26 protein-coding genes and 1 pseudogene are annotated in these 26,277 nt (G+C 63.4%); 5 read left to right on the top strand and 22 right to left on the bottom strand.

Features of this window, described 5'->3' with window-relative positions; genetic code table 11:
- The 14 genes from DMP07_RS01035 to DMP07_RS00970 form a co-directional block, all read right to left on the bottom strand.
- Window positions 1-600 (bottom strand): indolepyruvate oxidoreductase subunit beta, encoded by a 600-nt coding sequence (locus tag DMP07_RS01035; protein WP_123197306.1) that lies wholly within the window; start codon window positions 598-600, stop codon window positions 1-3.
- Window positions 593-2,335: a thiamine pyrophosphate-dependent enzyme gene (locus DMP07_RS01030; RefSeq protein ID WP_123197305.1), complete on the bottom strand. Its 1,743-nt coding sequence runs from the start codon at window positions 2,333-2,335 to the stop codon at window positions 593-595. The genes DMP07_RS01035 and DMP07_RS01030 overlap by 8 nt, the downstream gene beginning before the upstream one ends.
- Before the next feature lie 38 nt (window positions 2,336-2,373).
- Window positions 2,374-2,823, bottom strand: coding sequence for an FHA domain-containing protein (locus DMP07_RS01025; RefSeq protein WP_123197304.1), 450 nt, complete (start codon window positions 2,821-2,823; stop codon window positions 2,374-2,376).
- Window positions 2,824-2,884: 61 nt separating this feature from the next.
- Window positions 2,885-4,231 carry a D-alanyl-D-alanine carboxypeptidase family protein gene (locus DMP07_RS01020; RefSeq protein WP_123197303.1) on the bottom strand — a complete coding sequence of 449 codons (1,347 nt, stop codon included), beginning with the start codon at window positions 4,229-4,231 and terminating at the stop codon, window positions 2,885-2,887.
- A gap of 67 nt (window positions 4,232-4,298) precedes the next feature.
- Complete coding sequence (locus DMP07_RS01015) at window positions 4,299-4,727, bottom strand: amino acid-binding protein (RefSeq protein WP_123197302.1); 429 nt, start codon at window positions 4,725-4,727, stop codon at window positions 4,299-4,301.
- 35 nt (window positions 4,728-4,762) lie between these two features.
- The gene (locus tag DMP07_RS01010) at window positions 4,763-6,067 is read right to left on the bottom strand and encodes a phenylacetate--CoA ligase family protein (RefSeq protein WP_123197301.1); all 1,305 of its coding nucleotides are present in this window, start codon (window positions 6,065-6,067) and stop codon (window positions 4,763-4,765) included.
- Window positions 6,068-6,220: 153 nt separating this feature from the next.
- Window positions 6,221-6,847 (bottom strand): CDP-alcohol phosphatidyltransferase family protein, encoded by a 627-nt coding sequence (locus DMP07_RS01005; RefSeq protein WP_123197300.1) that lies wholly within the window; start codon window positions 6,845-6,847, stop codon window positions 6,221-6,223.
- A 265-nt stretch (window positions 6,848-7,112) separates the two neighbouring features.
- Entirely contained in the window at window positions 7,113-7,562 is a 450-nt protein-coding gene (locus tag DMP07_RS01000; RefSeq protein ID WP_123197299.1) for a 4Fe-4S binding protein, read from the bottom strand.
- Window positions 7,563-7,569: 7 nt separating this feature from the next.
- Window positions 7,570-8,658, bottom strand: coding sequence for a hydrogenase large subunit (locus DMP07_RS00995; protein ID WP_123197298.1), 1,089 nt, complete (start codon window positions 8,656-8,658; stop codon window positions 7,570-7,572).
- 1 nt (window position 8,659) lies between these two features.
- Entirely contained in the window at window positions 8,660-9,322 is a 663-nt protein-coding gene (locus DMP07_RS00990) for an NADH-quinone oxidoreductase subunit C (protein WP_123197297.1), read from the bottom strand.
- 3 nt (window positions 9,323-9,325) lie between these two features.
- A complete protein-coding gene (locus tag DMP07_RS00985) occupies window positions 9,326-9,772 on the bottom strand; it encodes an NADH-quinone oxidoreductase subunit B family protein (RefSeq protein ID WP_123197296.1) in 447 nt (148 codons plus the stop codon).
- Window positions 9,773-9,781: 9 nt separating this feature from the next.
- Window positions 9,782-12,643: a proton-conducting transporter transmembrane domain-containing protein gene (locus DMP07_RS00980; protein ID WP_123197295.1), complete on the bottom strand. Its 2,862-nt coding sequence runs from the start codon at window positions 12,641-12,643 to the stop codon at window positions 9,782-9,784.
- 174 nt (window positions 12,644-12,817) lie between these two features.
- Entirely contained in the window at window positions 12,818-13,195 is a 378-nt protein-coding gene (locus DMP07_RS00975; protein ID WP_123197294.1) for a PaaI family thioesterase, read from the bottom strand.
- 78 nt (window positions 13,196-13,273) lie between these two features.
- The gene (locus tag DMP07_RS00970; protein WP_244594799.1) at window positions 13,274-14,638 is read right to left on the bottom strand and encodes an MGDG synthase family glycosyltransferase; all 1,365 of its coding nucleotides are present in this window, start codon (window positions 14,636-14,638) and stop codon (window positions 13,274-13,276) included.
- A 108-nt stretch (window positions 14,639-14,746) separates the two neighbouring features.
- On the opposite strand from DMP07_RS00970, the gene DMP07_RS00965 reads away from it, so the two are divergent.
- Window positions 14,747-15,394, top strand: coding sequence for a cysteine hydrolase family protein (locus DMP07_RS00965; RefSeq protein WP_123197293.1), 648 nt, complete (start codon window positions 14,747-14,749; stop codon window positions 15,392-15,394).
- Here DMP07_RS00965 and DMP07_RS00960 read toward each other — a convergent pair.
- On the bottom strand, window positions 15,366-16,196 hold the full coding sequence (locus tag DMP07_RS00960; RefSeq protein WP_123197292.1) for a hypothetical protein: 831 nt from the start codon (window positions 16,194-16,196) through the stop codon (window positions 15,366-15,368). The genes DMP07_RS00965 and DMP07_RS00960 overlap by 29 nt on opposite strands.
- A gap of 151 nt (window positions 16,197-16,347) precedes the next feature.
- A complete protein-coding gene (locus DMP07_RS00955) occupies window positions 16,348-16,824 on the bottom strand; it encodes a 2-thiouracil desulfurase family protein (protein ID WP_123197291.1) in 477 nt (158 codons plus the stop codon).
- Window positions 16,825-17,036: 212 nt separating this feature from the next.
- Here DMP07_RS00955 and DMP07_RS09085 point away from each other — a divergent pair.
- A pseudogene (locus DMP07_RS09085) lies at window positions 17,037-17,710 on the top strand (nitroreductase family protein).
- A 78-nt stretch (window positions 17,711-17,788) separates the two neighbouring features.
- On the opposite strand, the gene DMP07_RS00945 reads toward DMP07_RS09085, so the two are convergent.
- Window positions 17,789-19,273, bottom strand: a complete 1,485-nt coding sequence (locus DMP07_RS00945; protein WP_123197290.1) for an aldehyde dehydrogenase family protein — start codon at window positions 19,271-19,273, stop codon at window positions 17,789-17,791.
- Window positions 19,274-19,514: 241 nt separating this feature from the next.
- Window positions 19,515-20,048: an adenine phosphoribosyltransferase gene (locus tag DMP07_RS00940; RefSeq protein WP_123197289.1), complete on the bottom strand. Its 534-nt coding sequence runs from the start codon at window positions 20,046-20,048 to the stop codon at window positions 19,515-19,517.
- A gap of 160 nt (window positions 20,049-20,208) precedes the next feature.
- On the opposite strand from DMP07_RS00940, the gene DMP07_RS00935 reads away from it, so the two are divergent.
- The 3 genes from DMP07_RS00935 to DMP07_RS00930 all read left to right on the top strand — a co-directional run bounded on the left by DMP07_RS00935 (window position 20,209) and on the right by DMP07_RS00930 (window position 22,383).
- The gene (locus DMP07_RS00935) at window positions 20,209-21,177 is read left to right on the top strand and encodes an L-lactate dehydrogenase (protein WP_123197288.1); all 969 of its coding nucleotides are present in this window, start codon (window positions 20,209-20,211) and stop codon (window positions 21,175-21,177) included.
- An 87-nt stretch (window positions 21,178-21,264) separates the two neighbouring features.
- Entirely contained in the window at window positions 21,265-21,447 is a 183-nt protein-coding gene (locus DMP07_RS08850) for a hypothetical protein (RefSeq protein ID WP_211324470.1), read from the top strand.
- A gap of 9 nt (window positions 21,448-21,456) precedes the next feature.
- The gene (locus DMP07_RS00930; protein WP_123197287.1) at window positions 21,457-22,383 is read left to right on the top strand and encodes a MarR family winged helix-turn-helix transcriptional regulator; all 927 of its coding nucleotides are present in this window, start codon (window positions 21,457-21,459) and stop codon (window positions 22,381-22,383) included.
- A 71-nt stretch (window positions 22,384-22,454) separates the two neighbouring features.
- Here DMP07_RS00930 and DMP07_RS00925 read toward each other — a convergent pair whose 3' ends face one another.
- From DMP07_RS00925 to DMP07_RS00910, 4 genes are all read right to left on the bottom strand, one after another.
- Window positions 22,455-23,186: a hypothetical protein gene (locus DMP07_RS00925; RefSeq protein WP_123197286.1), complete on the bottom strand. Its 732-nt coding sequence runs from the start codon at window positions 23,184-23,186 to the stop codon at window positions 22,455-22,457.
- A gap of 21 nt (window positions 23,187-23,207) precedes the next feature.
- Window positions 23,208-25,049 carry an FAD-dependent oxidoreductase gene (locus DMP07_RS00920; protein ID WP_162843069.1) on the bottom strand — a complete coding sequence of 614 codons (1,842 nt, stop codon included), beginning with the start codon at window positions 25,047-25,049 and terminating at the stop codon, window positions 23,208-23,210.
- Between the two features lie 9 nt (window positions 25,050-25,058).
- A complete protein-coding gene (locus DMP07_RS00915; RefSeq protein WP_123197284.1) occupies window positions 25,059-25,553 on the bottom strand; it encodes an FMN-binding protein in 495 nt (164 codons plus the stop codon).
- A 64-nt stretch (window positions 25,554-25,617) separates the two neighbouring features.
- A complete protein-coding gene (locus tag DMP07_RS00910; RefSeq protein WP_123197283.1) occupies window positions 25,618-26,253 on the bottom strand; it encodes a cytochrome c3 family protein in 636 nt (211 codons plus the stop codon).
- Window positions 26,254-26,277: the final 24 nt, after the last annotated feature.

The raw sequence follows: 26,277 nt of genomic DNA, 5'->3' as shown, positions 1-26,277 counted from the left end.
CTATGCCTCCTTCGCGGCGTTGCGCTCGGCCCAGGCGCGCGCCGATTCGAATGCCGTAATGTTGACGTCTTTGAATTTCGCGGGCACGCGCTCTTCGATGACGCGCAGCCAGACGTCTTTCGGGTACGGAAGGTAGGTGGACAGGGCGCCGAGCAGAACCACGTTGACGGCTTTGACGCTGCCGGCCTGCTTCGCCAGAAGTTCTGCGGGGATCACCTGCGCCTGATGGGCGGCGAGCTGCTTGCGGGCGCCCTTGGGCATGGCGAGCTTGCCCGTCAGGACGGGCAGCGGTTTGATCGATTCGTCGCTGACGATGGCCACGCCGCCTTCGCGCAGATACGAGATGTTGCGCAAGGCCTCGGTGGTCTCGAACGACACGAGGTAATCGACGCAGCCTTGGTCGGCCACCATGGACGAGACCTTCTCGCCGAGGCGCACGACCGTGGTGACCGCGCCGCCGCGCTGGGCCATGCCGTGGATTTCGGAAAGCTTCACGTCCTGGCCGCATGCCATGGCGCAGCGGGCGAGGATGTCGGCGGCCAGAAGGGCGCCCTGCCCTCCCACGCCGCACAGAAGTACGGTGGTCGCATTGCTAGGCATGGCTTCCTCCTGTCGACACGATGCAGCCGTACGGACACGCCTGCGAGCACTGGGAACAACCGACGCACAGGCTTGCGTCGATGAAGGCGACCTTCGTCTCGGGGTCGCACGAAATGGCGGGGCATCCGATCAGCGAGCACGTGCCGCAGGCGCGGCAGTCGCTTTTCACCTCGTAGGGGGCGTTGCGCTCCTTGGTCAGCAGCACGCACGGCGACTCGAACACGATGACGCTCAGCTCGTCGTTGGACGCGGCTTCCTTCAGCGCGGCGCGCACGGCCTTCATGTCCATCGGATCGACGGTGCGCACGTCGTCCACGCCGAGGGCGCGCACGAGCGCGGGAAGGTCGAGCTCGCGGCTCGGACGGTGCTGCAGCGTGATGCCGTTGACGGGATTGCCCTGATGGCCCGTCATGGCGGTGGTACGGTTGTCGAGGATGCACACGGTGCCGGTTCCGCAGTTGTAGACGGTGTTGAGAAGCGACGTGATGCCGGAATGCGCGAACGTCGAATCGCCGATGACGGCGACCACAGGACGATGCTTCTCGCCTTCGAGGCCCAGTTCGAAGCCGTGCGCCATCGAGATGGACGCGCCCATGTCGACGCAGGTGTCCACGGCGGAAAGCGGCGCGAGGGCGCCGAGGGTGTAGCATCCGATGTCGCCGGTCACGATGGCCTTCATGCGCGCGAGCTCGCGGAATACGAGCCTGTGCGGGCATCCCGGGCACAGCGCGGGCGGGCGCGGCGGAAGATTCGCAGGGGTATCGGCGTGCGGAGCCTCGTCGGCGCCGAATGCGCAGGCGATCGCCTGCGGCGTGAGCTCGCCTGCCGGAGAAAGCGGGCGAGCGGGCTGGGAAAGCTTCACGCCCAACGCCTTCACCTGGTCGGACAGATACACGGACGCCTCTTCGACCACGTAGACCTCATCGACGCTCGCGGCGAAATCGGCGATGGTCTGCGCAGGCAGCGGCCAGGACATGCCCAGCTTGAGCACGCTTGCCTCGGGAAGCGCCTCGACCACGTGCTGGTACGTGGCGCCCGTGCAGATGACGCCGACCGCGTCGCCACGGCGCTCGACGCGGTTGAACGGGCAGGTTTCGGCATACGCGCGCAACCGCTCGATGCGCTCGTCGAGGTCGAGCCTGCGCGGCTTGGCATAAAGCGGCATCATGACCCATTTCGGCTGGTTCTTTTCATACGGGACGGGCGCCGTCTCGACGCGCTCCCCCGTTTCCACGGCGCATTTGGTATGCGATACGCGCACGGTGGAGCGGATGAACACGGGAATGTCGAAACGCTCCGAAATCACGAACGCCTCTTTGGTAAAGGCTAGGGCCTCGGCGCTATCGGCGGGGTCGAGCATGGGAATGTGCGCGGCCATGGCGTAATAGCGGGAATCCTGCTCGTTTTGCGAGGAGTGCATGCCGGGGTCGTCGGCCGCAAGCACCACGAAGCCGCCGCCGACGCCGGTATAGGCGGCCGTGAACAGAGGGTCGGCCGCCACGTTCACGCCGACATGCTTCATCGTGGAAAGCACACGCTTGCCTGCGGCCGATGCGCCGAGACCCACCTCGACGGCGACTTTCTCGTTCGGGCACCATTCGGCATAGACGCCTGGCATCTTGGCGAAGTTTTCCATCGTTTCGGTCGAAGGGGTGCCGGGATAGGCGACGCCGATCGAAGCGCCCGCTTCCCAAGCGCCGCGCGCAATCGCCTCGTTACCGGATATCAATTCCATAGGGTCACATCCTATCAAACGTCGTTGCGAAACCGCTTCTACATGCTGGGCATGGACTGATAGACCAGGCAGAACGTGCCGATTTGGACGACGTCCCCGTCTTTGAGAGCCGCTTCTTTGACATTGAGGTTGTTCACCCACAGCCCGTTGAACGAATCGGCATCGACGATTTCATAGCCGCCCCGCACGCGCTTGAGCGTGGCATGCATGCGCGATACGGTCATGTCGTTGAGGAAGATGTCGCACTGAGGGCTTCGGCCGATGGTGATGGCGTCGGAGGACAGGCGGAACACGTTTCCGACCTGGGGGCCCTTCACGATGCTCAGGGTGCACTCCTCGAGAATGGAGGCAGGCGCCGTGTTGGCGTTGGGCTGCACGGCGATCGGAGAAAAGGCCTGCGTCTGGCCGAGGAGCTTGAATCCGCAGGTAGGGCAGGCATTGGCGCCCTCAGGGAGCGGCGCGTTGCAAACGGGGCATACGGTTGCCATGATGTTCCTTTCTCGAACGGAGAGCAATGCTCCGGATAGGTATCGAATAAGGCCGCGACGGTTACATGTCGGCGATGGCGGCCGGGTCGTTCAGGCAGACCGACGTCGCCATCGTGGGCTGATTCTGCAGGCCGCGGACGAAGCAGTCGATCCACACGCCGATTTTCTGGAAGAAGCCGGGCGCGGCCTGGTTTTCGGCGGCGAGCAGGTCGCATTCTGCAATCTTTTCGCCTGCCTGGGTGAATGTCAGATGACCGACGACGTCTCCTTCGGAAACGTCGCCTTTCACGTCGACGAACGAGACCTGCTGCTCGATAGGGCCGGCCAGGTCAAAGACTTCGACGGCGAGATCGGGGTCGGAGGCCGCAGCGTCGATCGTGCAGTCGGGCCACTGCGTATGGGCCACTTTGGCGACGAGCGGCTGGCGGATGCCATCGACCTCGATGTGTTCCATGCTGTTGATCAAGCGTTTCTGTACGATATTGCCATACGTCCAGTCGAAAAGCGCCACGGTATCGGCGAAACGCACGTCAGGCTCGGGGCTTCCCAGGACAACGCTGTAGAACTCTCCTTCTTCGCGCGAGACGGCGCCTGCGAAGCAATACCCCGCAGCATCGGTGGTGCCCGTCTTCACGCCGCAGACGCCGTCGTAGACGCCGATGAGTTCATCGGTCGAAACGAGCCGGAGAAAGCGCGATGACCCGTCAGCCGACGAGACCTCGATCGACGTGTCGCCCGCATCGACCACGGAGCGGAACGTGTCGTTGCGCATGGCGTGGGAAACCACGATTCCCACGTCTGCCGCCGTGGAGCGGCTGTCGCTTTCGAACGCTCCGGCATCGAGGCCGTGCGGATTGGTGTAGACGGTATCCTCGCAGCCCAGCTCTTGCGCCTTGGCATTCATGGCGGCGACGAATGCGGCCTGCGGGTCGGCGCCGTCGTATTCCGGCAGAAGCGCCCCGACGCTTTTGGCGATGGCGATGGCGGCGTCGTTGCCCGACGGCACCATGAGCGCGTAAAGCGCCGTTTCGAGGTCCATGGAGTCGCCCTCGAGCAATCCGGCCGACGACTCGCCAACTTCGGCCGCTTCGGCGTCGACCGTCACCTTTGTATCGAGCGGAGCGTTTTCGAGCGCCACTACGGCGGTCATGACCTTGGTGATAGACGCGATCTTGACAGGCTCGTGCGCGCCGCGGGCGAAATAGACCGTTCCATCGCGCGATACGAGCAAGGCGTTTCGGGCCTCTATGTCGGGGCATGCCGAGTCGGCAAGACCTCGCTGCGCTACGCTTTGCGAAAGCACTTCGTCGTTTTGCAGCACGACGCCGAAGGCCTGCTCGCCCGGGACGCTGCAAAGCGCGGCCGCCAGCGCGCACGACACCAGTCCGGTGCCGATGCGCGCCGGCATTCCGATGCGGCAGGGCCTTCCCCCGCCCTGCCGCGCGTCGAATTCATTCGACCATATCGAAGTCGAGCTATTCATCGAGCTCGTAAACCTCCTGAGCTTCTACGATATCGAATCCTGCTTCCGACAGTTTACTCTCGATGCTCGCGTCGCCGACCTTCAAAACGTCAATCGCCGTCTGTTCGCCGCGAGAAAAACAGTAGCCATACTCGATGTTGCATTCCTCATCCTCGATCGCCTCCAGAAGCGTTGCGAGGCCGCCGGCGACGTTGGGCACGCGCACGGCCAGGACGTCGACTACGCGGGCGCGATAGCCTCGCTCTTCAAGCATGGCGGCCGCGCGGCGCGGCGTGTCGCAGAAAATGCGCACGATGCCGAAATCGGACGTGTCGGCCACGAAGAGGTCGTGCATGTTGATGTCGGCATCGGCCATGTCGCGGCACAACTGCGAAAGGCGGCCCTTTTCGTTCTGAAGCAAAACGGTAAGCTGTTCGATCATGATGTCTCCTTTTCCCGATGTCGCGATGCCGGCGGCTAGTCTTTGTCGCGCAGGTCCAAGACGCGTTTCGCCTTGCCTTCGCTTCGTTCGATCGTTTTGGGTTCGACGATCTTGATATCGACGGCGATTTGCAGGTTGCTCTTAAGCTCGCCTGCGAGGCGGCGTCGCAAGTCTTCGAGGGCGCGAATCTCGTCGAATGGGAAATCGGACGCCGTTTCGACGCGCAATTCCACATGGTCGAGCTTGCCCCTGGTGGTGAGTACGATCTGGTAATGGGGAACGACTTCGGGGAACGCCGTGATGACCTGCTCGATCTGGGACGGGAACACGTTGACGCCTCTGATGATGAGCATGTCGTCGGTGCGGCCGAGGATGCGGTCGATCTTGCGGTGAGTGCGTCCGCAAGCGCACGGCTCGGAGATGATGCGCGTCAGGTCGCGCGTGCGGTAGCGGATCAAGGGGCTGCATTCGCGCGTCAGCGTGGTGATCACCAGTTCGCCGAGCTGGCCGTCGGGCACGGGCTCGAGCGTTTCGGGATCGACGATTTCGACGAGGAACTGGTCTTCTGCCACATGCAGGCCGCATCCTTCGGAGCACTCCATGGCCACGCCCGGCCCCATGATCTCGGAAAGGCCGTACACGTCGCAGTACTGCACGCCCAGTTTGCGGCGGATTTCGTCGCGCATGTGCTCGGAGGCCGGCTCGGCGCCCAGGATGGCTCCGGAAAGGTTGAAGTCTTTGGCCGGGTCGTATCCCATTTCGATCGCGGTATCGGCGATGAGCAAGGCGTAGGAAGGAGTGGCGCACAAAATGTCGACCCCGAAATCCTTCATGACCTGAATCTGGCGCTTCGTGTTGCCGGTCGAGGTGGGAACCACCGTGCACCCGGCGGTCTCGCCGCCCATGTGGGCTCCCAGGCCTCCCGTGAACAGGCCGTATCCGTACGAAACCTGCATCGTGGAATCGGCGTTGCCGCCCACCATGGCGATGCCGCGCGCGAAGCACTGCCCCCAGTTCTTCAGGTCGTTTTCGGTGTAGCCCACAACGGTGGCCTGGCCGGTCGTGCCGGAAGACGCGTGCAGGCGCTTGACCTCTTTGCGATCGACCGCGAACAGACCGAACGGATAGGCGTCGCGCATGTCCTGCTTGACGACAAAGGGGAATCGCGCGATATCGTCAAGCGATTCGATGTCGTAGGGGTCGAGGCCTGCGGCGTCGAATCGCTCTTTGTAAAGGGGAACGTTTTCATACGCATGGACGACGGCCCATCGCAAACGCTCGAGCTGCAGCTTTTCGAGCTCGGCGCGAGGCATGCATTCGATTTCCTCCTGGTAATACATCGGCGATTCCTTTCTCTTCACGTACACAGCGGACGACGTGTCGCCCGCCGCTTTTATACTCTAGTCTAGTAGAGTGGATTCGTGAAGTTAAAATCGCGTGAATTGACCTGATTTTGCACGAATGCGTATAAACCGGAGAAATCGTGGCGCGAATCAGCGCTCCGCGATTCCTGCCCGGACTTCTTGCAGGGCAAGCCAGCCGCGATGGATATAGACCGCCGTCGTGGCAAGGGCCGTGACGAGGCCCGCGTAGACGAACCAGATGCCCCACGAAACGGCTTCCCCGTTGAAGCCGGGAAGCCATGCGAAATCGCAAAGACCGAGGCCGGGAATCATCGGCCAATTCAGCAAAAGGCCGGCGAAGCCGATAAAGAGAAGCGTCGTTGCCACCTTGCCGGGAAACACCACGGCGATACGCTTCTTGTAACGCAGTAGACACGCACCGCCGATCAGGAGAAAGAGGTCGCGGGCGATTACGACGACGATGACCCACAGAGGCAGACGACCCACAAGCAGCAATCCCACCACGCCTGCGATCATGAGGATGCGGTCGACCGCAGGGTCGAGCAGCTGGCCGAGACGCGAAACGGTATGGGTGCGGCGAGCGAGCTGGCCGTCGACGAAATCGGTCGACGCAGCCAACGCGAAAAGGAACGTCGCGAGGATATCGTGGCCTTCGAGGAGGAATACGAGATACGCAGGCACCATACACAGCCTGATGAACGAAATCACGTTCGCGAGCGTGAATATTCTATTACTGACTTGTTCCTGCTGCCCCATGGAAATCTCTTTCAAAACGAACCGAACGACGTCTGCCGCTTTCGGGCAAACGGCTGTCGATTGTATCAGGCTTTTCGTACGTGAAGAACCTATGTCGGCCATATTCGCGATACCGTCACGGAGCCGTTGAGAAAAGTTGAGAAACAATGCACGAAACGACGGCGTCGCGCATCGCGGCCCGCCTTTCGTGTAAGTGCCGGCATCGCTCGCCGAAACAAACGGGGCCCGATGCGCCATATCGCGCATCGGGCCCCGCTGGTCGGGCTTATTGTTCGCCGGCCGCCTCTCGGGCGGCTTTCGCGGCGAGCGCGGCTTCGATCCGCGCGGCCTTTTCGGCCTCCTTGGCGGCAACGACCGCCTTTTCGTCCTCGGAAGGCTCGGGCTTATGCAGCGCATCGATGCTCTTCTGCGCAGCGGGCGCCGGGTAATTCGGATCCATCGTCAAGGAATCCTTCGGGCACTCGCGCACGCAGGTTCCGCACTGGACGCACCTGAAACGATCGATCTGCCAGCAGCCGTCTTTCTTAGCCACCTTGATGGCGTCGGTCGGGCAGCGCTTTTCGCAGATGCCGCACAGGATGCACGCGTCGATATCGTTGAGCACCTGGCCCTTGAGACCCTCGGGCTGATAGCGCGTCTGCGCCGGATACATGATGGTTTCCGGCTTCTTGAACAGCGAACGCAGGGTCATCTTCCCCAGTTTGAAGTTTCCCATCGCGTTCCTACCTTTCAGAGCAGCTGATACACGGATCGATAGTCAGGATGACCATGGGCACGTCGGCCAGGTCGCATCCTTCGAGCGCCTTCACCATGCCGGCGAGGTTCTGGCTGGTGGGCGTGCGCATACGCATGCGGTCGAGGTTCTTGGAGCCGTTGCCGCGCGCGTAGTAGTAGCATTCGCCGCGCGGCTGTTCGAGCACGCTTGCTGCCTGCGAGCCCGCAGGAGGCGTGAGCTTGCTCTTCTCGCCGATGCCGTCGTGGGGCATCTTGGCGGCCAGCTCTTTGATGATGGCGATCGACTGGTTCACTTCCAGGGCGCGCACTTTGCAGCGGGCGTAGCAGTCGCCTTCGTCGGAAAGGATGGGCTCGAAGCCTTCCAGGTCGCCGTAGCCGCCGCGTCCGAGCATGCGCGCGTCGTAGGCCACGTTGGAGGCGCGGGCGAACGGGCCGACCATGCACAGGGCTTCGGCCTCTTCTTTGGAGATGTGGCCCACTCCGACGAGCCTGCTTTTCACAGAGGAGTCTTTCAGGAAGGTGTCCGTGATCTCTTTGTATTCGGACTCGATGCTGTCGATCTTGTCGATGATAGCCTTCATCATGACGTCGTCGATATCGCGGTTCACGCCGCCGATGCAGACGGCCGACAGGATGACGCGGCCGCCCGTAGTGGCCTCGAAGATGTCGAGCACGCGCTCGCGCAGACGCCAGCAGTGCATGAACAGGCTCTCGAAGCCGAAGGCGTCGGCCGCAAGTCCCATCCACAGCAAATGGGAGTGCATGCGCGAAAGCTCGTGCAAGATCACGCGGATGTATTCGGCGCGCTTGGGAACCTCGACGCCCATGAGGTCTTCGACCGTTTCGGCGTAACCAAGCGAATGGCCGAAGCTGCAGATGCCGCAGATGCGTTCGGCGACATAGATGAACTGATGGATGTCGCGCGTTTCCACGAGCTTTTCGAGACCGCGGTGGATGAAGCCGATCTGAGGGATGGCCTCGATGACGCGCTCGTCTTCCACCACCAGGTCGAGATGGAGCGGCTCGGGCAGCACCGGGTGCTGCGGGCCGAAGGGGATGACCGTCGCTTTGCCCATGCTATTCGCCGCCTTTCTTCTCGGCGGCAACGCGCGCCGCCTTCGCTTCCATGGCCGCGCGCACTTTGGCGGCCTTTTCCGGGTCCATGCCTGCGAGCTTCGCTTCGAGCTCGTCGCGCTTCGCGCTTTCCGCCGCGGCTTTTTCCTTGGCCGCCTTCGCCTCCATGGCGGCGCGCACCTTGGCCGCTTTCTCGGGGTCCATGCCCGCGAGTTTGGCTTCGATATCGTCGGCCGGCTTGTCTTTGCCGGCGGCCTTCGCGGCCTTGGCGGCCGCGATTTTAGCAGCCTTTTCACGTGCCGCCTTCTGCGCCGGCGAGATGACGGTCATAGGCTTGTCCATGGCCACCTTGTAGAAGTTGCCGGCGAAATCGATGGCGATGTCGGTGACGTTCAGGCCGAATAGGTCGTGCGCCTCGTTTTCGAACGGGAAGGCGGCGAGGAAGAAGCCCGTGACCGACGGAACGGTTTCGACGGCCGTATCGATGCCGCAGATGGTGTAGTTCTCCAGGCGGTCATCTTTCATGAAGGCGTAGAGGGCGTCGATGCCCTGCTCCGTGTTGACGCACAGCATCTGGACGAAGCGATAGCCTTCATCGCGCTTCTTTTCGGCGAGCGCGAGCAGGTCGGCCGTCTGGATGGTTTCGAACGTGGTATGCAAGGCCATGGTCTACTCCCCTTTCTTCTTCGAGGCCGCGAGCGCCTTCGATTTTTCTTCAAGGATGCCGAGGCCCTGCACGACGCCGTCGATGATCGCTTCGGGGCGCACCGCGCATCCCGGCACGTAAACATCGACCGGGATGGCCTTGTCCACGCCGCCGATGATGTTGTAGCAGTCGTGGAAGATGCCCGCCGAGCATGCGCAGATGCCGCATGCCACGACGACCTTCGGCTCGACCATCTGGTCATAGATCTCTTTGACCACGTCGATGTTCTGCTCGTTCACCGACCCGGTGACGAGGAAGATGTCGGCGTGCTTGGGGTTGCCGGTGTTGATGATGCCGAACCGTTCGACGTCGTAGAGCGGCGTCAATGCGGCGAGCACTTCGATATCGCAGCCGTTACAGCTGCTGCCATCGTAATGGATGACCCAGGGCGATTTGGAAACACTGCTCATGATTGGCTCCTACGCGAAGATGATGTACAGCACGAGACCGAGGATATTGACGAGGCCCGCGACGAGCGAGACGATCCAGGCCCACTTCAGGCAGGACTGCCACTTCACGCGCGCGAAGTTGTTGTCGATCCAGATCTCGAGGAAATAGACCGCTGCGGCCACGACCACGGCGAGGGCGATGGATGCCGGGTTAGACCAGACGAAGAACATCGCGACCCAGGCCATGAACAACACGTTCTCGCACCAGTGCATCACTTCCACCTTGGCGAGCGTGCGGCCGGACATCTCGGTGGTCACGCCTTTGACGAGCTCCTGGTGGGCATGGTGCGAATACGAAAGGTCGAACGGCGATTTGCGCAGCTTGATGGTCAGCACGAAAAGCAGTCCGATGAAGATTGGCCATGCGGCGACGATCATCGGGGCGCTGCCGTGGAACAGGCCCGCCACATCGAAGGTGCCCATGGTGAGCAGCATGCCCACCGCGACGAACAAGATCATGGGCTCGTAGGACATGACCTGCAGGATTTCGCGGTCGGCGCCGATTTCGGCATACGGCGAGCGCGACGAGTAGGCTGCCAGGATGAAGAACAAAGCCGACAACGTGACCAGGAACACGCACATCAGGAAGTTGCCGCCGCCGAAGAACACGCCGCCGGCGATCAGCGTGAAGATGAGCGCCATGGTGATGTAGGTGCCTTCGACCGTGTTGACGCTCACGTCATCTTTGGCGATGAGCTTGCGCACGTCGTAATACGGCTGCAGCAGCGGAGGGCCGACACGGCCCTGCATGCGGGCGCTGATGATGCGGTCGAGGCCCGCCAGCAGGCATCCGAGAACGGGGCCGACGACGAGAAACACGACGATGCCGATCAGCGTGGAGAACACGCTTTCGTTCAGCGAAGCGGTCTGCAGATACATGGGCAGCGAGACGGAGCCGAGCGTGCCGCCCGCGAAGATGCTCGCGACGAGGCAGACGACGAGCACGGCTGCGGTGACGATGGTGGCGGGCTTGTCGAGGCGTTTCTCGCCGAAGATGCCTTCGAGGTACCAGTTGCGCGAGGTGGCCTCGCGCTCGCCGCCGAGGGCGCCCTTGAAGACGCGCTTCGAAGAGTCGACGGTGATGCCTGCCATGTAGACGGGAACAACCTTTTTCTTAGCCTTGCCGAGCGTGCCGAACAGCACCACGACGATGAAGGCCACGATGATCGCCATGATCGCCATGTTGTCGAAGCCGATGGCGAGCGGGGCCATGCCGTAGACGCCTGCCAGGTACGGCTCGACGAACGCGGAGGAGATGAAGGGCATGCCGACGCAGCAGGCCACGACCAGGACGGCCATCAAAATGATCGCGCTCCACTCGGTCTTGTTGACCGTGACCTCCTCGCTTTCGCGATGCGCGGCGATGCCGGCGAGCTTGCCGAGCCACTTGCCCCAGAACATGAAGGTGGCCGCGCTGCCGAATGCCAGCAGGACCAGCAGGAGCACCTGGCCGGTGGTGGCGAACGAAACGAGCGTCGCCCACTTGGAGACCAGCATGCCGAAGGGAGCGATGAACATGGTCATGATGCCGAGCATCATGAAGCGAGCCAGACGCGGCATGCGCTCGAAGAGCTCGTCCATGTCTTCGATGTTGCGGCTGCCGATATGGTGCTCGGCGGTGCCGACGCACAGGAACAGCAGGCTTTTCGCCACGGCATGGAAGACCACCAAGAAGATCGCGGCCCAGATCGCCTCAGGCGTGCCGACACCCGCGCAGGCGGTGATCAGGCCCAGGTTGGCGATCGTCGAGTATGCGAGCACGCGCTTGGCGTTGCTCTGCGAGATGGCCAAGAACGAGCAGAACAGGAAGGTCAGGCCGCCCACGATGACGACCATGCCCGATGCGATCGGAAAGACCAGGAACAGCGGCGACAGCTTGATCAGCAGGAACACGCCCGCCTTCACCATCGTGGAGGAGTGCAGCAGGGCGCTCGTGGGCGTAGGAGCGACCATGGCTCCGAGAAGCCACGTATGGAACGGCATCTGGGCCGCCTTGGTCATGCCCGCGAAGGCGAGCAGCACCACGGGAACGGCGAACAGGGCGGCAGCGGCCGTGCCGGCCGACATGGCGCCCGCCATGAGGAATTCGCTGAACACGAGCGGCAATCCGTTGAGCGCCGCGAACGCGATGGCGACCTGGAACGCCACGCCGCCGAGCATGTTCATCACGATCTGGCGGAATGCGTTATTGATGGCTTCGTCGGTCTTGGTGAAGCCGATGAGCAGGAACGAGCACAGCGTGGTGACTTCCCATGCGGTATAGATCCATGCCATGTTGTCGCTGAAGACGATATTGAACATGGCCGCGAGGAACGCGAACATGAGCGCGAAGAACCACGGGCGGCGGTCCTTCTGCTCGGGATGGTGCTCCTGGAAATCCTTCATGTATCCAAGGGCGTAGACGCAGATGCCGGAGCCCACGATGCCGATGATGAGGGCCATGATGACCGAGAGCTGGTCGACGCGCATCTGGGTGGAGAACTCGTGGCCCGCAAGGACCGACACCTCGATCCAGACGGCCATGACGAGCTGCACCAGCGCCAATCCGAGCGCCAGCATGCGCTTGTAGCGGATCGCGTAGGCGAGAATGAAGGCCCCGACGGCAATCTCGATCAAGAAATTGACGATTCCCAATACGCCGGCAGTCGATTCGGGAAGCACGAAATACACGGGGCTTTCGCCCAGATAGCGAACCGCGAACACGACTGACAGCAAGCCGATCGCCGCGACGGACGCCACGGCCAATACGTTTCGAGCCTTGTCGCAGCGCACTGCCAGCATCAGCAGCGCCGCGAGACAGGGCACGCCCACGAGGGAAACAATCAACTCCATCGGTTCCTCCTCCTTCGCACGGACGGTACAACGAAAAGCGGCGAGAAGACCTCGCCGCTCGGTACTCTATCAAAGTGGATCATCCGTGTACGAAGTGCCACCGATTCGATCACGTTTGGGGTCGATGCTTATCGGCGAATGGATGCCGTGTCGACGGCGCCGGCGATCAGGAGGCTATCGCGGGCGCTTGGTGTAGGTCGTGAGTTGGGAGACGTTGAACATCTCGCCGTCGCTTTCCCTGAATTGCTCGACCTTCCAAACCTGGATGCGGCCGCCGCGCCGTACGGGCGTCGCGACGCTGCGCACCGTGTCTCCCGCCGCGACCGGCAGAAGATGCGTGCTGGTCAGATCGAGCCCGACCACGTGGCATCGGTCGTCGTCGAGCGCGAAGCCCGCGGCGGCGCTCGCCACAGTTTCGGCGAGATATGCGCTCATGCCTCCGTGGATGATGCCCTGGGGTTGCAGCATTTCGTCGACGACGGGGGCGACCATCACGAAGCGGTCTTTCTCGCACTCCGTGAAACGGGCGCCGATTCGTTCGAAAAACATCATGGCTCGTCCTTTCTTGAAACGATCATCGGTCGGCCATTCACGGTAGCGCAGCGCGACGGCGCTGTCGATGGGCGGATGCTAGCGCGTGTGGGCGGGCTTTCCTCCCCAGTACAGCTCGATGAAGTGCTTCTTGGGCTCATCGACCGAGCCGATCAAACGCAACGACGCGTCGGCGATATCGAAGGCGGCATTCGGACGCCTCAGGATTTCTCCGTTGACGAGCATGGCATGCAGGCTCGAAGGATTGGCGTGCAGGTGCCGCAGGGCACCGAGCAGTTCGCGCGCCGTGGTGACGTGCATGCCGACGCCGAGCGACGTGAGCATGCGGGTATTGGCTTTCTCCTGGCCGTACGAATGGCCGAGAAGCACCATGGGCAGGCGGGCGCACAGGCATTCGGTGACCGTCAGCCCTCCCGACTTGCAGATGGCGAGGTCGCTGGCCGCCATGAGCGCAGGCATCTTGTCGACGTAGCCGAGGATGCTCATGTTGTCGATCGACATGGCTTCGCGTTGGCGTTCGAGATGCACGGCGTATTCTTCGTCTCTTCCGGGAAGGAAGACGAAGTGCATGCCGGGCAGGCCCTTGAGATACGAAAGCGTTTCGTCCATCGTGGCGCGGAAGCGAACATACGGTTGCGGCAGGTGGGCGCCTGCCATGACGAGCACGAGGGTCTTGTCGAGCGGAAGCCCGAGTTCGGCGCGGACGGCCGCGATGTCGTATTCCTCCCCCAGCCCGCCGCGCACCGGGATGCCGGTTATTTCCATCTTGTGCTCGGGCACTTTGCGCGGACGCAGGGTTTCTGCCATGGCTTCGGTGGCCACGCAGAACAAATCGGTTTCTTTATGGGGCCACAAGCCCTCGATTTCGTAATCGGTCGGCACGCAGACGATGGGAAAACGCTGGCCCGTGAGCATGCGCGCGCCTACGACGGCGTTCGCCGCGGTGATATGCGTGCAGACGACCACGGACGGCTTGCGTCGCTCGACGTATTCGGTGAGCTTTCCGAACATGATGTGCGACCACGCCGTTCCGCCGCCCCAGAGAAGCCTGCCGGTAAGCGTGTAGCGCCATGTGATGTCGTAGATCGGCCTTGTGGGGCCCGTGAACATGGAGGCGGTTTTGTCGCCGTCGATCGGAACGCGGCCGTAATCGAGGATATCGATGACCTCTATCTCGGCATCGGAGGGAACGCGCTCGTCGCCCGAGGCTTTCAGCGCCTCGAACGCTTCTGCCACGGCCAGCGCGGCGCTTCGGTGTCCCGACCCTACCGAAGCGTGCATCACGAACACGACGAACGGCTCGGCCGCCGCAACGCCTTCGTCTTGCTGCATGGCATCGCAGCCGAAACGGCCGATCGGGCTTTCCCCTGCGCCGCTTTTCTGTTCGCGGGTAAGATCGGATTCGGCCACCGGATGCCCCCTGTCGTCTTCATGCTGATTCATGCCGCCCGCCCCGAAAGGCTCGGCTTGAAGAAGCATAGCTTATTTATCATATGCTCACGAAAAGAGCGGTATCGATGAAACCGAGCCGTTGACGCGAGGAGGATGCCCATGATCGAACCCGAAAAGACAGCCGTCGTGATGATAGACATGCAAAACGGCTTCATACACGAACGCTCTCCGCTCCATATCGCAGGAGCCCGCGCGACGATCGGCGCGTGCGCCCGCGTGCTCGAAGCCGCTCGGCGCAGCGGCATGACTATCGTGCATGCCGTGCGAAGCTATGCCGCCGACGGATCCGACGTGGAGCCGTGCCGCTATGACGCATGGCTTCGCGGCAAGCCCCTTTCTGCAAGCTGCGACCCTTCGATCGACGACCGCGAGCCGGCCGAGCTGGCGCCGATCGATTCCGACCTGGTCATCGTGAAGCCGAGCTTCTCCGCATTCTTCGGAACGCAGCTGCACGAAACATTGAAAGCCGCCGGCATTCGCACCGTGGTGCTGACGGGAACCACGACGCCGAACTGCATTCGCAGCACCTGCTACGACGCCCTTTCGTACGGCTACAACGTAGCCGTTGTAGAAGACGCCACCTCGTCGCGCACGGAAGACGTCCAGCGCGCCAACATAGCCGACATGGCCTTCATCGGCGCTTCCGTGCTTTCGAGCGACGCGTTTTGCGAACGTTTGCTCGCGGATATGGACGATACGGCCGGACGGGTGCGCGAGGCTATTCATCGGCAGGCTCGAATGCGATGACGGCATGGCCGTTTTCGTTCGACCACGAAACGCGAAGGCCGCAATACGAGCATGTCGAAACGATGAGCGGCATCCCGGACCCTCGTGCGTCGACGCCCCCGAACCGATAAAGCGCCTGTACCAGCAAAGCGTTGCGCGTAGGCATGGCGCCTGCGGCCGGCCGATCGCGAAGCGTCTCGGCGGCGCCTTCCTTCCGCGGAGAAGGAACGTATACGTCGAAAAGATAGGGCCCGGGCGACGATATGCGCACGCACCCGGGCGAAACGACCGCCCGTACGGGTTCTGCGATTTCGTAATCGCGATGCGCAAGCGCATTGACGAGCGCCTCCCCGAGCGCGCAGGCGATGCACGATTCTTTTTCATGCGCGTTTTCCCGCTGTATGGCGAGCGCGCGCGGCGCGTGGCGCTCGAGAAACGCCCGCGCTTCCTCGAGCGCGGTCGAAAAGGACCCCGAGCAATCGGCCCCTTCGATCAGCACGTCGCATCGGGGGGAATCGTATGCCCGGCACAGGATAAGGGCGTCTTCGAAGCGATGGAACAAGAGCGCGGCGGCATTCGTCAGCATGCCGCCGCGCGATAAGCCGAGATTCGTCAGGGCCGACGGCGCATCGTCGCAGAAAAACGGAATGCGACGCGCGGCGAACCCTTGCTGCATGGCGAGCATCACGCCGAACGGATCGGCTTCTTGAACGGAGATTCCGCTTGCGCGCATGTCCCACGGCTCTTTTTCGCAGGAAATACATTCTGCGCGATCAAGCTGCGACAGGTGGCGGATATTGGGATAGGCGTACGGCGCGAACATGACAGCCCCCTTCCAGGAAGCGGCTGTCCTTCGCGTGAAGTTAGGCTGAACCAACCGTTACGAACATTTGTACTTGTTTCATAATAGCGAATGTTTGTTCGTAAAGCAAGCATGGGGCCGCCGTTCGCGAAAGAAGAAACGGATCCGCGCGTCACTGTTTCTCAGGAGCCGAGAAGCGCAACGCAGCCTGCGGGTCTTCGAGGAAACGGCGCTCGTCCACCACGCGCACGCCGGCGGCCCGCAATGCGCGAACGGCGAAGCCGTCCCCTTCCGTCAAGCGGCCCGTGAACGTGCCGTCATAGACCGACCCTGCGCCGCATGAAGGGCTTTTCGCCTTGAGCACCGCCAGGCGGCAGCCGTGTTCGCGCGCGGTTTCGACGGCGATCCGCGCGCCGCGCTCGAACGCGTCGGTCACGTCTTCCCCTGCTTCATTCACCACGCGCGCGCCGTCGGGCGCTATCTCGCTTGCGGGCCGCGGACACGGCAGACCGCCGTCTCGTTCGGGGCATATGCGCACGATGTCGCAGCCGTGCGCGGCAAGCGTCTCTTCGAGCCCGGCGGCGCATTTCGCCTTTCCGTCGTAGCGGCACGGCTCGCCAAGAAGGCAGGCGCTCACCAAGACATTCATGCGACGCTCCTCATTTTCGATGCTTTGTACGCGTCGCAGGGCGCGACGCGGTTTTGCCGAGACCATGATAGCGCAGTGCAGGCGCGCTTCGCGCCGTGCGACGCGGCCCCGCGCGCCGATGACGCGCGGGGCGAGAACCCCTACAATTCTGTCATCGGCCCTGCGTGTGCATCGTCGCTTCGGGCCGTAGTTCGAAGAAGGAGGCATGCGCCATGGACATCATACAGGCGATAGCGGCACGCCATTCCGTGCGAAAGTATTCGGACGAGCCGATCGGCGCCGCGGCCATCGATCGGCTGAGGCGCGTCATCGAGCGGTGCAACGTTGAGGGCGGGCTTCGTTTCCAGCTCTGCCTCGAGCACCCCGACCCCTTCGCGTCGCGCTTGGCCACATGCGGCATGTTCGAAGGCGTGCGCAATTACGTGGCGCTCGTCGGCGAAAAGGCCCGACGCTCGAAGAACGGGTCGGCTATTACGGCGAGCTCGTGGCCCTCGAAGCGCAGATGGCGGGGCTCAATACCTGTTGGGTCGCGCTGACGTATCGCAAGAAGGTCCTTGCCGCGACGGTCGCAGATAGCGAAGCCTGTCCTTGCGTCCTCGCTGTCGGGCACGGGTCGAACCAGGGCTTTACTCATAAGACGAAGCCTGTCGAAAAGCTCTGCCGCAGCGACTGCGACCCCATGCCCGATTGGTTCGAAGCGGGTATCGAGGCGGCGCGGCTCGCCCCGACGGCCCTGAACCAGCAGCGGTTCCTGATCGTCCTCGAAAACGGCGCCGTCCGCGCCGAAGCGCTTGCGGGGCCGTGCTCGAGCATCGACCTGGGCATCGTGAAGCGCCACTTCGAGCTGGGGGCGCGAAGCGTGCGGCCCGATTGGAACTGGGAATAGCAGCGGGCCCGCCTCGGCAAGAGACGGGCCCGCGATCGCGCGCCGCACGCGGACGGCGCATCGTTTTTCTCGAGGCGGTTACTGCGCCGGGTAGAATCCCGAAGGCTCTTCGGACAGGTTCACCAGGATGTTTTTCGTCTGGCAATAATGCTCCAGCATCACCTTGTGGGTTTCGCGGCCGATGCCCGATTCCTTATAGCCGCCGAACGGGGCGCCTGCGGGAATCTGGTTGTAGGTGTTCACCCACATGCGGCCGGTCTGGATGCCGCGGGCCACGCGGAAGGCGCGGTTGATGTCGCGCGTCCATACCGCCCCGCCCAGGCCGTAGACCGAATCGTTGGCCAGGTCGATGACCTCCTGCTCGTCTTTGAACTTCATCACCACGGCCACGGGACCGAAGATCTCTTCTTGGGCGACGCGGCAGGAATTGCTCGGGACCTCGAGCAGGGTCGGCTTGAGGAAGGCGCCCTTGGCAAGCTCGCCTTCCGTCGCGCGTTCGCCGCCGACCAGCACGCGGCCTCCCTCTTGCTTGGCGATTTCGACGTATTCGAGGATCTTGTCGGCCTGGCGGCGGTCGATCTGGCTGCCCATCTGGGTGTCTTCGTCCCATGGCAGGCCCACTTTGACCTTCTTGAACGCCTCCACCGCTTCGGCGACGAATTCGTCGTAGATGTCCTCGTGGACGAAGATGCGGCTGCCGGCGCAGCACACCTGACCCTGGTTGAACAGGATTCCCAGCTGGATGCCGTCGATCGCCATGTCGCGCTTGGCGTCGGGGAACACGATATTGGCCGACTTGCCGCCCAGCTCGAGCGTGGCGGGGATCAGGCGGTCTGCGGCGGCGCGGGCCACTTCGCGGCCGACCTCGGTAGAGCCTGTGAACGCCAGCTTGGCGAGCCTTTCGTTCTCGAGCAGGTACTGCCCCGATTTCGACCCGCGTCCCGTGACCACGTTGAACACGCCCGCAGGAATGACGTCTTGGGTCAGGCGCGCCAGCTCGAGAACCGAAAGCGAGGTGGAAGAGGACGGCTTGAGAACGGTGCAATCGCCCGCGGCAAGCACCGGCGCGAGCTTCCATGCGGCCATGAGCAGCGGGAAGTTCCACGGCACGATCTGGCCCACCACGCCAATCGGCTCATGCAGCACGATCGACATCATCTGCGGCGTCACCATATCGGCCTCGCCGGTTTCGGCGAGCAGGACGCCTGCGAAGTAGCGGAAGTGCTCGGCGGAGTAGGCCACGTCGATCGCGCGGGTTTCGCGGATCGGCTTGCCGTTGTCGATCGATTCGACGAGCGCCAGATGCTCGGCGTTCTCGTCGATGATGTCGGCGACGGCGTTCAGGATGCGCGCACGCTCGGCTTTATCCGTGCGGCCCCAGAAGACGAAGGCCTTATGGGCGGCATCGACGGCCGCGTCCACGTCTTCGCGCGTCGCATCGGCGATGCTTGCGATGCGCTCGCCGTTGGCGGGGCAGTAGGTGTCGAGCACGGCGCCGTCGGATGCCTCGACCCAGCGGCCGCCGATGAAAAGCTTGTAGGAATCGGAAACGGGATACTGCATGGTATCGCTCCTTTCTGACGAGGGCTTTCCCTCTCGGTATTTGCGCGTCATAATACCTACCGTTTTTGTAGGATATATAGTCGATATGTTACAGAACGAATAACAAATACCGAGGCGATCCCTTCCGCATCCGATTCGCGCGCCCCTCTCCTTCTACCCTTCTATAAAAGAAGCCCCCGCAGGCGGCGGAGACTTCGGAGGCGGACCCGCATCGAGCCCGCAAAAGCGTTTTGATTCGGGGTTAGCCTACTTTGACCAGCGAGAACACTTCGGCATCGGTGGCTTCGGCGATGGCCTTGCGCGGATCGAGGAACGCGAGCTCCATCAGAAAGCCCATGCCCGCCAGACGGGCGCCGAAGCGCTCGACCAGGCGCGCCTGCGCGACCGCGGTGCCACCGGTGGCCACCAGGTCGTCGACGATCAGCACCACGTCGTCGGAAGAGATGGCATCGAGATGGATCTCGAGGGAATCGGTGCCGTATTCGAGCGCGTAGCTCTCGCTCGCCGTTTCGCGGGGAAGCTTGCCGGGCTTGCGGGCGGGCACGAAGCCTGCGCCGAGCCGATGCGCCACGGGGGCGCCCACCATGAAACCGCGGGCCTCGGCGCCGATGACCTTGGTGACTCCCGCGTCGGCGAAGCGGGCGGCGATGGACTCGACCACCGCATCGAAGCCTTCGGGATCGGCGAACAAGGGCGTGATGTCTTTGAACACGACTCCCGGCTCGGGATAATCGGGAATGTCGACGATCAGACGCTCGAAATCGTATGCGGCCATGGTGTTCCTTTCTGCGCGCCCCTTGCGAGGCTCGATAGAGCTTTCGTGCCTGATGCATTGTACTACTCTCCCAGCGCCTCTCCTTGACGGCGCGCGCGTGCTCGTATAAAGTCCCGCCGATACCGCAGTGCACAAACACATATCTATTTCAGGAGGAAGCATGGCAAAATCGGTGAACGACAGGAAAGTAGCCATCGTCGGATGCGGATTCGTCGGATCTTCGTCGGCGTTCGCTCTGATGCAAAGCGGGCTGTTCACCGAAATGGTCCTCATCGACGTCGACCGCGACCGAGCCGAAGGCGAAGCGCTCGACATCAGCCACGGCCTGCCCTTCGCGCGTCCCATGAACATCTATGCGGGCGATTACGACGACGCCGCCGACGCCGCGATCACGGTGATCACGGCGGGCGCCAACCAGAAGCCGGGCGAAACGCGCCTCGACCTGGTGAAGAAAAACGTCGAGATCTTCAAGACCATCATCCCCGAAATAGCGGCGCGCGACTACCAGGGCATCATCCTGGTGGTCTCCAACCCCGTCGACGTGCTCACCTACGTCACCATCAAGCTTTCGGGGCTGCCGCTCGGCCGCGTGCTCGGTTCGGGCACGGTTCTCGATACGGCGCGTTTCAAGTATGCGATCGGCCAGCATCTCGGCGTGGACCCGCGCACGGTGCACGCCCGCATCGTCGGCGAGCACGGCGATAGCGAAATCGCCGTCTGGAGCACGGCGAACGTCGGCGGCGTGCCGATCAATTCCTTCTGCGAGCTGCGCGGATTCTACGACCACGAGGCTTCGATGCGTCGCATCGCCGAAGGCGTGAAGAACAGCGCCTACGAAATCATCGAGAAGAAGAACGCGACCTACTACGGCATCGCCATGACGGTCAAGCGCCTGTGCGAGGCGATTGTGCGCGACGAGAAATCGGTCCTGCCCGTGTCGAATCTGATGGAGGGCGATTACGGCCTGGACGACGTGGTGCTGAGCATGCCCGCGATTATCGGCCGCGGCGGCATGGAACAGAAGGTGCCGATCAGCTTGAGCGACGAAGAGCAGCGCAAGCTCGAAGAGTCGGCCGCGGCCCTGCGCGCGGTGATCGACGAGCTCGAGCTTCCCGGCATGGACGCCTAACTCGAAGCTCCGCGGACCCGCTTCGACCATCGAAGGCCCCGTCTCTCGATCGCGAATCGTCTCCCGTTTCTCGGATAAGAGAAAAGAATGGAAGACGATTCGCAGAGACGGGGCCTTTCCTCTATCGTGCGGCCCGAACCCGCCGCGATGAACGGGCTCGGAGAAACGACGGGCGGCATGGAGAGTTTGCGGCGAGGGACGATCCGCCGGATCGCGAAGGTTCGCGGACGCTACCATATCGTTACATCGTTGAAATATCTCGTATCGTAGAAAGCCCGCATGAGCCCTCGCAAAGAAAACCTCTCCCTCGATTCGGCCTATTTCGTCGCGTTCGAAATGACCCACGACGCCCTCAAGCGCGGCTTGCGGGCTGCAAGCGAGCTGAACATCACCCAATACCGCATGCTCGTCAAGCTGGCAGCCGCGGGCGGAAGCATCGCCCAAGGAGAGCTTTCTCGGATGCTGGACCTGCGCCCCAACGTGGTCACCCAGGCGGCCAACGCCCTCGAATCCGCGGGCTTCGCCAAGCGCGAGGTGGGCCGCGCCGACAGCCGTTCGCGCACCGTGGCCGCCACCGAAAAGGGAATCGCGCACGTGGCCGCCGCCAACGAGTCGATCGTGGCCCAGCTCTACGAGCTCTTCCCCACCGAAGACGCCGCCTGGCGCGCGATCTTGGAAACCTCGATCGCGGCGGGCGCTTTCATCGACCCGCCCGTTTCAGAACGCGAAACCTCCTGCTATCCGGCTTCGCGCGCCCTGGCTTCGCTCGAGCGATTCCGCTCGGCCATCGAAGCGGGGCTGCGCGCGGCATGCGGCGCCACGTATAACGAATGCCGCGTGATGCAACGGCTCGCCGAAACGGGCCGCCCCATGCGCATCGGCGACATCGCCGCGCAGCTGCAGCTCTCGCCCGTCAACGTGGCCCGGGCCGTAGACAGGCTCGCAGGACGCGCATGGGTGCGGCGCATGGGCGCCGAACACGATCGCAAGGCGGTGTTCGTCGAGGTCACCGAAGCAGGCGCCGCCCAGCAGCGCGTCATCGCGCGCACGGTGGACGACCTGGGCCGCAAGCTGCTCTGGAAGCATCTGTCCCGCCCGCAGCGCGACGCCATCCGCGCCGTGACCGACACGGTGATCGAGGGCCTGCGCGAGCGCGAGCGGCGCAAGGGCCTTTCCGCGTCGGAGAACCTGCGGCCGATCGGCTAGGCGAAAACGGTTCATAAAGCGAAGACGGCCCCTCGTGGGGCCGTCTTCGTCTGCGGTTCTTTATCTATTATCTATGCCGCGGTCGGCCGGGCGTTTTTCGCCATGCGCCATGCGATCGCCGCCATGGCCGCATTCGCCGCGATGTCGGCGACGAACCATCCGCCTGCGCGCGCGAGGTTGATCGAAACCGTATCGATCGAGGCGAACGTGCCCACCGTCAGCAGCATTACCACGACGCCGCACGCCGCCGTGGCGACGACCAGGTTCTTCGCCAGCGCGCACGGCGATTCCGCGCGCACGATGCACGCATGCACGACCAGCGACGCCGCCATCAGCAGCGTGCCGATGAACGCCGCGAACACCGCGACCGCCGCGATCAGCGCGAGCGTTCCCGGCAGCTTCGAGCTCATCGACGCGACCTGCACGCCGCTCAGGATGCCGCTCGCCACGATGCCCAGGCACGCGATCGCCACGAGCGCCGTGGCCCAGCCCCACAAAAACGCGGTGCCCGGATGGGCGGGAATCGCATCTCGGCGCGTCAGATAGCCGTAAAGCGCCACGCCCGCCGTCGAAAGCGTCAGGGCCAGCGATCCCGCGAATACGAACGCGACGAACGCCGAACCGGTGAGGATGGAGCAGATCACGTCCAAAACGGCCACGCCCGACGCGGAAATATAGTCGTAGGCGATCGTGCCTGTCATGTCCATGACCCACAGGCCCATCCTGGCCAAAAGCGCCACCACGAGCGCGATGGCGAACAGCCCGGCGTACGGGCGCGCCATATCTTTCATCAATGTAGCCATCTCAACCTCCCAGCGGCGCCTCTAGGCGCGGTCCAACTCGTGCTCGACGGCCGACGTGCCGCACAGATATCCTCCGCAAAACGCCAGGCCCACATCGCCCATCAGCGACCCGAGGATGGGGTCGCCCACATAGCTGTTCTCGCCGCAGGCGCCGCCCGCGGTGTGCCAGCCTGCGTACAGGCCTGCGACAGGCCTTCCGTCGATACCCATGACCTGCATATCCTCGTTGATCGCCAGGCCCGCCTTGGTTCCGTACAGATTGCCGCCGATGCGACAGCCGTAAAACGGCGGCTCGACGATCGCATGGAGCCACTCTTTCGGCATGGGATACAGGTAGTCGTCTTCTCCGCGCTCGCAGGCCTCGTTCCACTTCGCCACGGCATCGACCAGCACGCCGGGTGCGAATCCCAGGTCGGCTTCGAGCTCTTCGAGCGTGTCGCGGCGCTTGAGCACGTCGGCGTCGATCGCGTCCTGCACGCCGTGGTGCCAATCGCGGTAATGCGGCGGCACTTTCTCGATCTGCTCGAGGTCGGGCGTGATGAGCTTGCGGCAGTGCTCCTGCGCGAACCCGGCCAGATGGTCCTCGTAGTTCGCGTCGAAGATGATGTAGGAGCGGTGCCCGGGAGGCGTCATCTGGATCGTGGCGAGGTCGCCCAGCGCATAGATCGCGTTCGCGCCGTCTTCGCCGACGCGGCTGTCCATGTAGCGCAAGCGATTGCCGCAGCGGTCGATCGTCAGCCAGGGCTGACGCGAGAGCTGCGTCATGCCATCGTAGAGGAATCGCGCCCATTGGCCGCCTTCGGCCTCCCAATCCACGCCGCCGTCGAAGCTCGCCGAGCTGTTGAAGCCCGACACGTCGGCCCCGACGCCGAGGCCCATGCGGAAGCATTCGCCCGTCTCGCCCAAGGTGAGATAGCTCGACGCACAGCCCATCGCCGCCGTGGGAATATAGCGGTCGAGCAGCGCCTTGTTGTTGCAGAAGCCGCCCGCGGTCAGAATGACGGCCGCCGCGGCATGGATGAACACCTCGTGCTGATAGTCTTCCTTGCACACGACGCCTACGATGCGTCCGTCGCCGTCTTGCACGAGCGCCACGGCCGGGCACTGGAAGCGATAGTCGACGCCTTTGCGCTGGCCGTAGTTGAACATGGCATCGGTGGCGTCTTTCATCTTGAGCACGTGGTGGTCGAGCGTGGCGTTTTTGGGAGCCACGTACACGGGCACTTCGCCCAAGCGCCATTGCACGCCGCATTCGGCCATCCAGTCCAAGCTCGGGCCGCCCTGTTCGGCGATTTTGTAGATCAGCTTCGGATCGGCGGCGTAATGGTATTCGTCCATGGCCCAATCGGTCAGGGCTTTGGCGTCGAACGGATAGGACGGAAACGCGAAACGCTTCGACTCCTGCATTTTCGAGCCGCCCAGGATGCCGCACATGCCCGCCTCTTGGGCGTTGCCGCCGTGGAGGCCGGCGGCCTCCACGCAGATCACCGAAGCGCCCAGCTCGGCGGCGCGCGCGGCCGCGTTCAGTCCGCCGCCGCCTGCGCCGACCACGCAGATGTCGCACTCGTAATCCCAGGTTTCGGGAACCGGGCGCGGAGGAATGGGCGATGCGTCGTTCGCGGGAAACGCCGCTGCGTTATGCTCGCGATACGTGCCGTCGGGCGCCGTCGCATTCGTGTCCGCGCTTGCAGGAACCTCGACCGCGCGCGACCCGTCGGCCGCCCAGTCGCCGATAAAGCCCTCTTCGACCGCCTGGGCGGGCTGCGCCGCGAAGGCCCCGACGGCGACGGCTCCTGCTCCGGCGGCCGCCGCGCGGGCCAGAAAGTCGCGACGCGACATCCCTTCGTTCATGTAATCGTTCATCATGACCCCCTATTCGCCCGCCGCCGCGGTGTCGCCCTGCGCCGTTTCGGCCTGAGCCAACGCGTCGTTTACGGCCATCTTCACGCCGGCCGTCGTGATGGTGGCTCCGCTGACCGCATCGATATCGGAGCCCTGCGCCGCCTCGATCATGGCGGCGAACGTGCCGTCGCGCACCGCTTCGTAGCCGCCGCGGCTCTGGCTTTCGCCCTCCTGGGTCACCTCCAAACACGAAATGCGGTTGCCGTCCACCAAAAGCGTGACAGTGACCAGGCCCTCCATAGCCGTTCCTGTGCCGGTGTAAACGCCGTCGGCATACGTTTTCTCGGCGTGCGTGCGCACGGCTTCCGTCTGCACCGCCGCCCACGGGTCGTCGGTGCGCATGGCGAGCTGCTCGGCGCTCGCCGCGTCTTTCGACCCAGACCCTTCGAACGACGCCGCGCAGCCCGTCAGGCCAAGCATGAGCGCGGCCGCGGCCCCTGCCGCCGCCTGCGTCTTCCCCTTCATAGAACCTCCCCTCGAGAAGCGGCGATCCCGCCTCTGCATGTTTCGAATCAACGGCTCCTGAGCCTTATGCGGGATTCGTCCACCCTTCGGGCGTCAGGTAGTCGTGGCACGCGTTGCAATACATGTTCGACACCTTGTGCACGCCGTGGCAGTTGCTGCAATCGATCGGCGCTCCTTGATGCGACTCGTGCGGATTGACGCCCGCCTCGCCGCCCCAATCTGCGGTGGCCGCGATCACGTCCTTCATGTCATGGCAGCCGCCCTGGGTGCACATCTTCTCGTCGGCGGTCACGCCGACCGTGGCGATGTCGCCGTTCTCGTCCACCCGGAAATCGCCGCGGACCCACGCGAGCCCTTCGGCCACCTGCTCTTCGAGCTTGGGCTCGTGACAATCGAGGCACGACGTGCCGGCACGATAATGCGCGTTCGCGCACAGGCTCTCGTCTTCGAAATACCCCTGCACGTAGTTGTCCATCGGCACGTGGCAGACCGCGTTGCAAAAGCCCGGCGTCTGATGCCATGCGAAAAGCCCGGCGCCCGCAAGCGCGAGCACCAGCGCGACGCAGCCCACGACGATCGGCCACCTTCTTTTCGCGCGCGGCTCGCGAGGGCCTTCGACGCCCGACGTCTCGACGGCGGACGCATCCTCCCCATGCGTCTGCGGCGCTTCGAAACCGTCCTGCCGTTCTTTCTCGCCCATCCTTTCCCCCTCTCGTTCTTTTAC

The organism is Slackia faecicanis, from assembly GCF_003725295.1.
Classification (GTDB): domain Bacteria; phylum Actinomycetota; class Coriobacteriia; order Coriobacteriales; family Eggerthellaceae; genus Slackia; species Slackia faecicanis.
The sequence above is the reverse complement of the archived record's forward strand: the minus strand, read 5'-3'. Positions and strand labels throughout refer to the sequence as shown.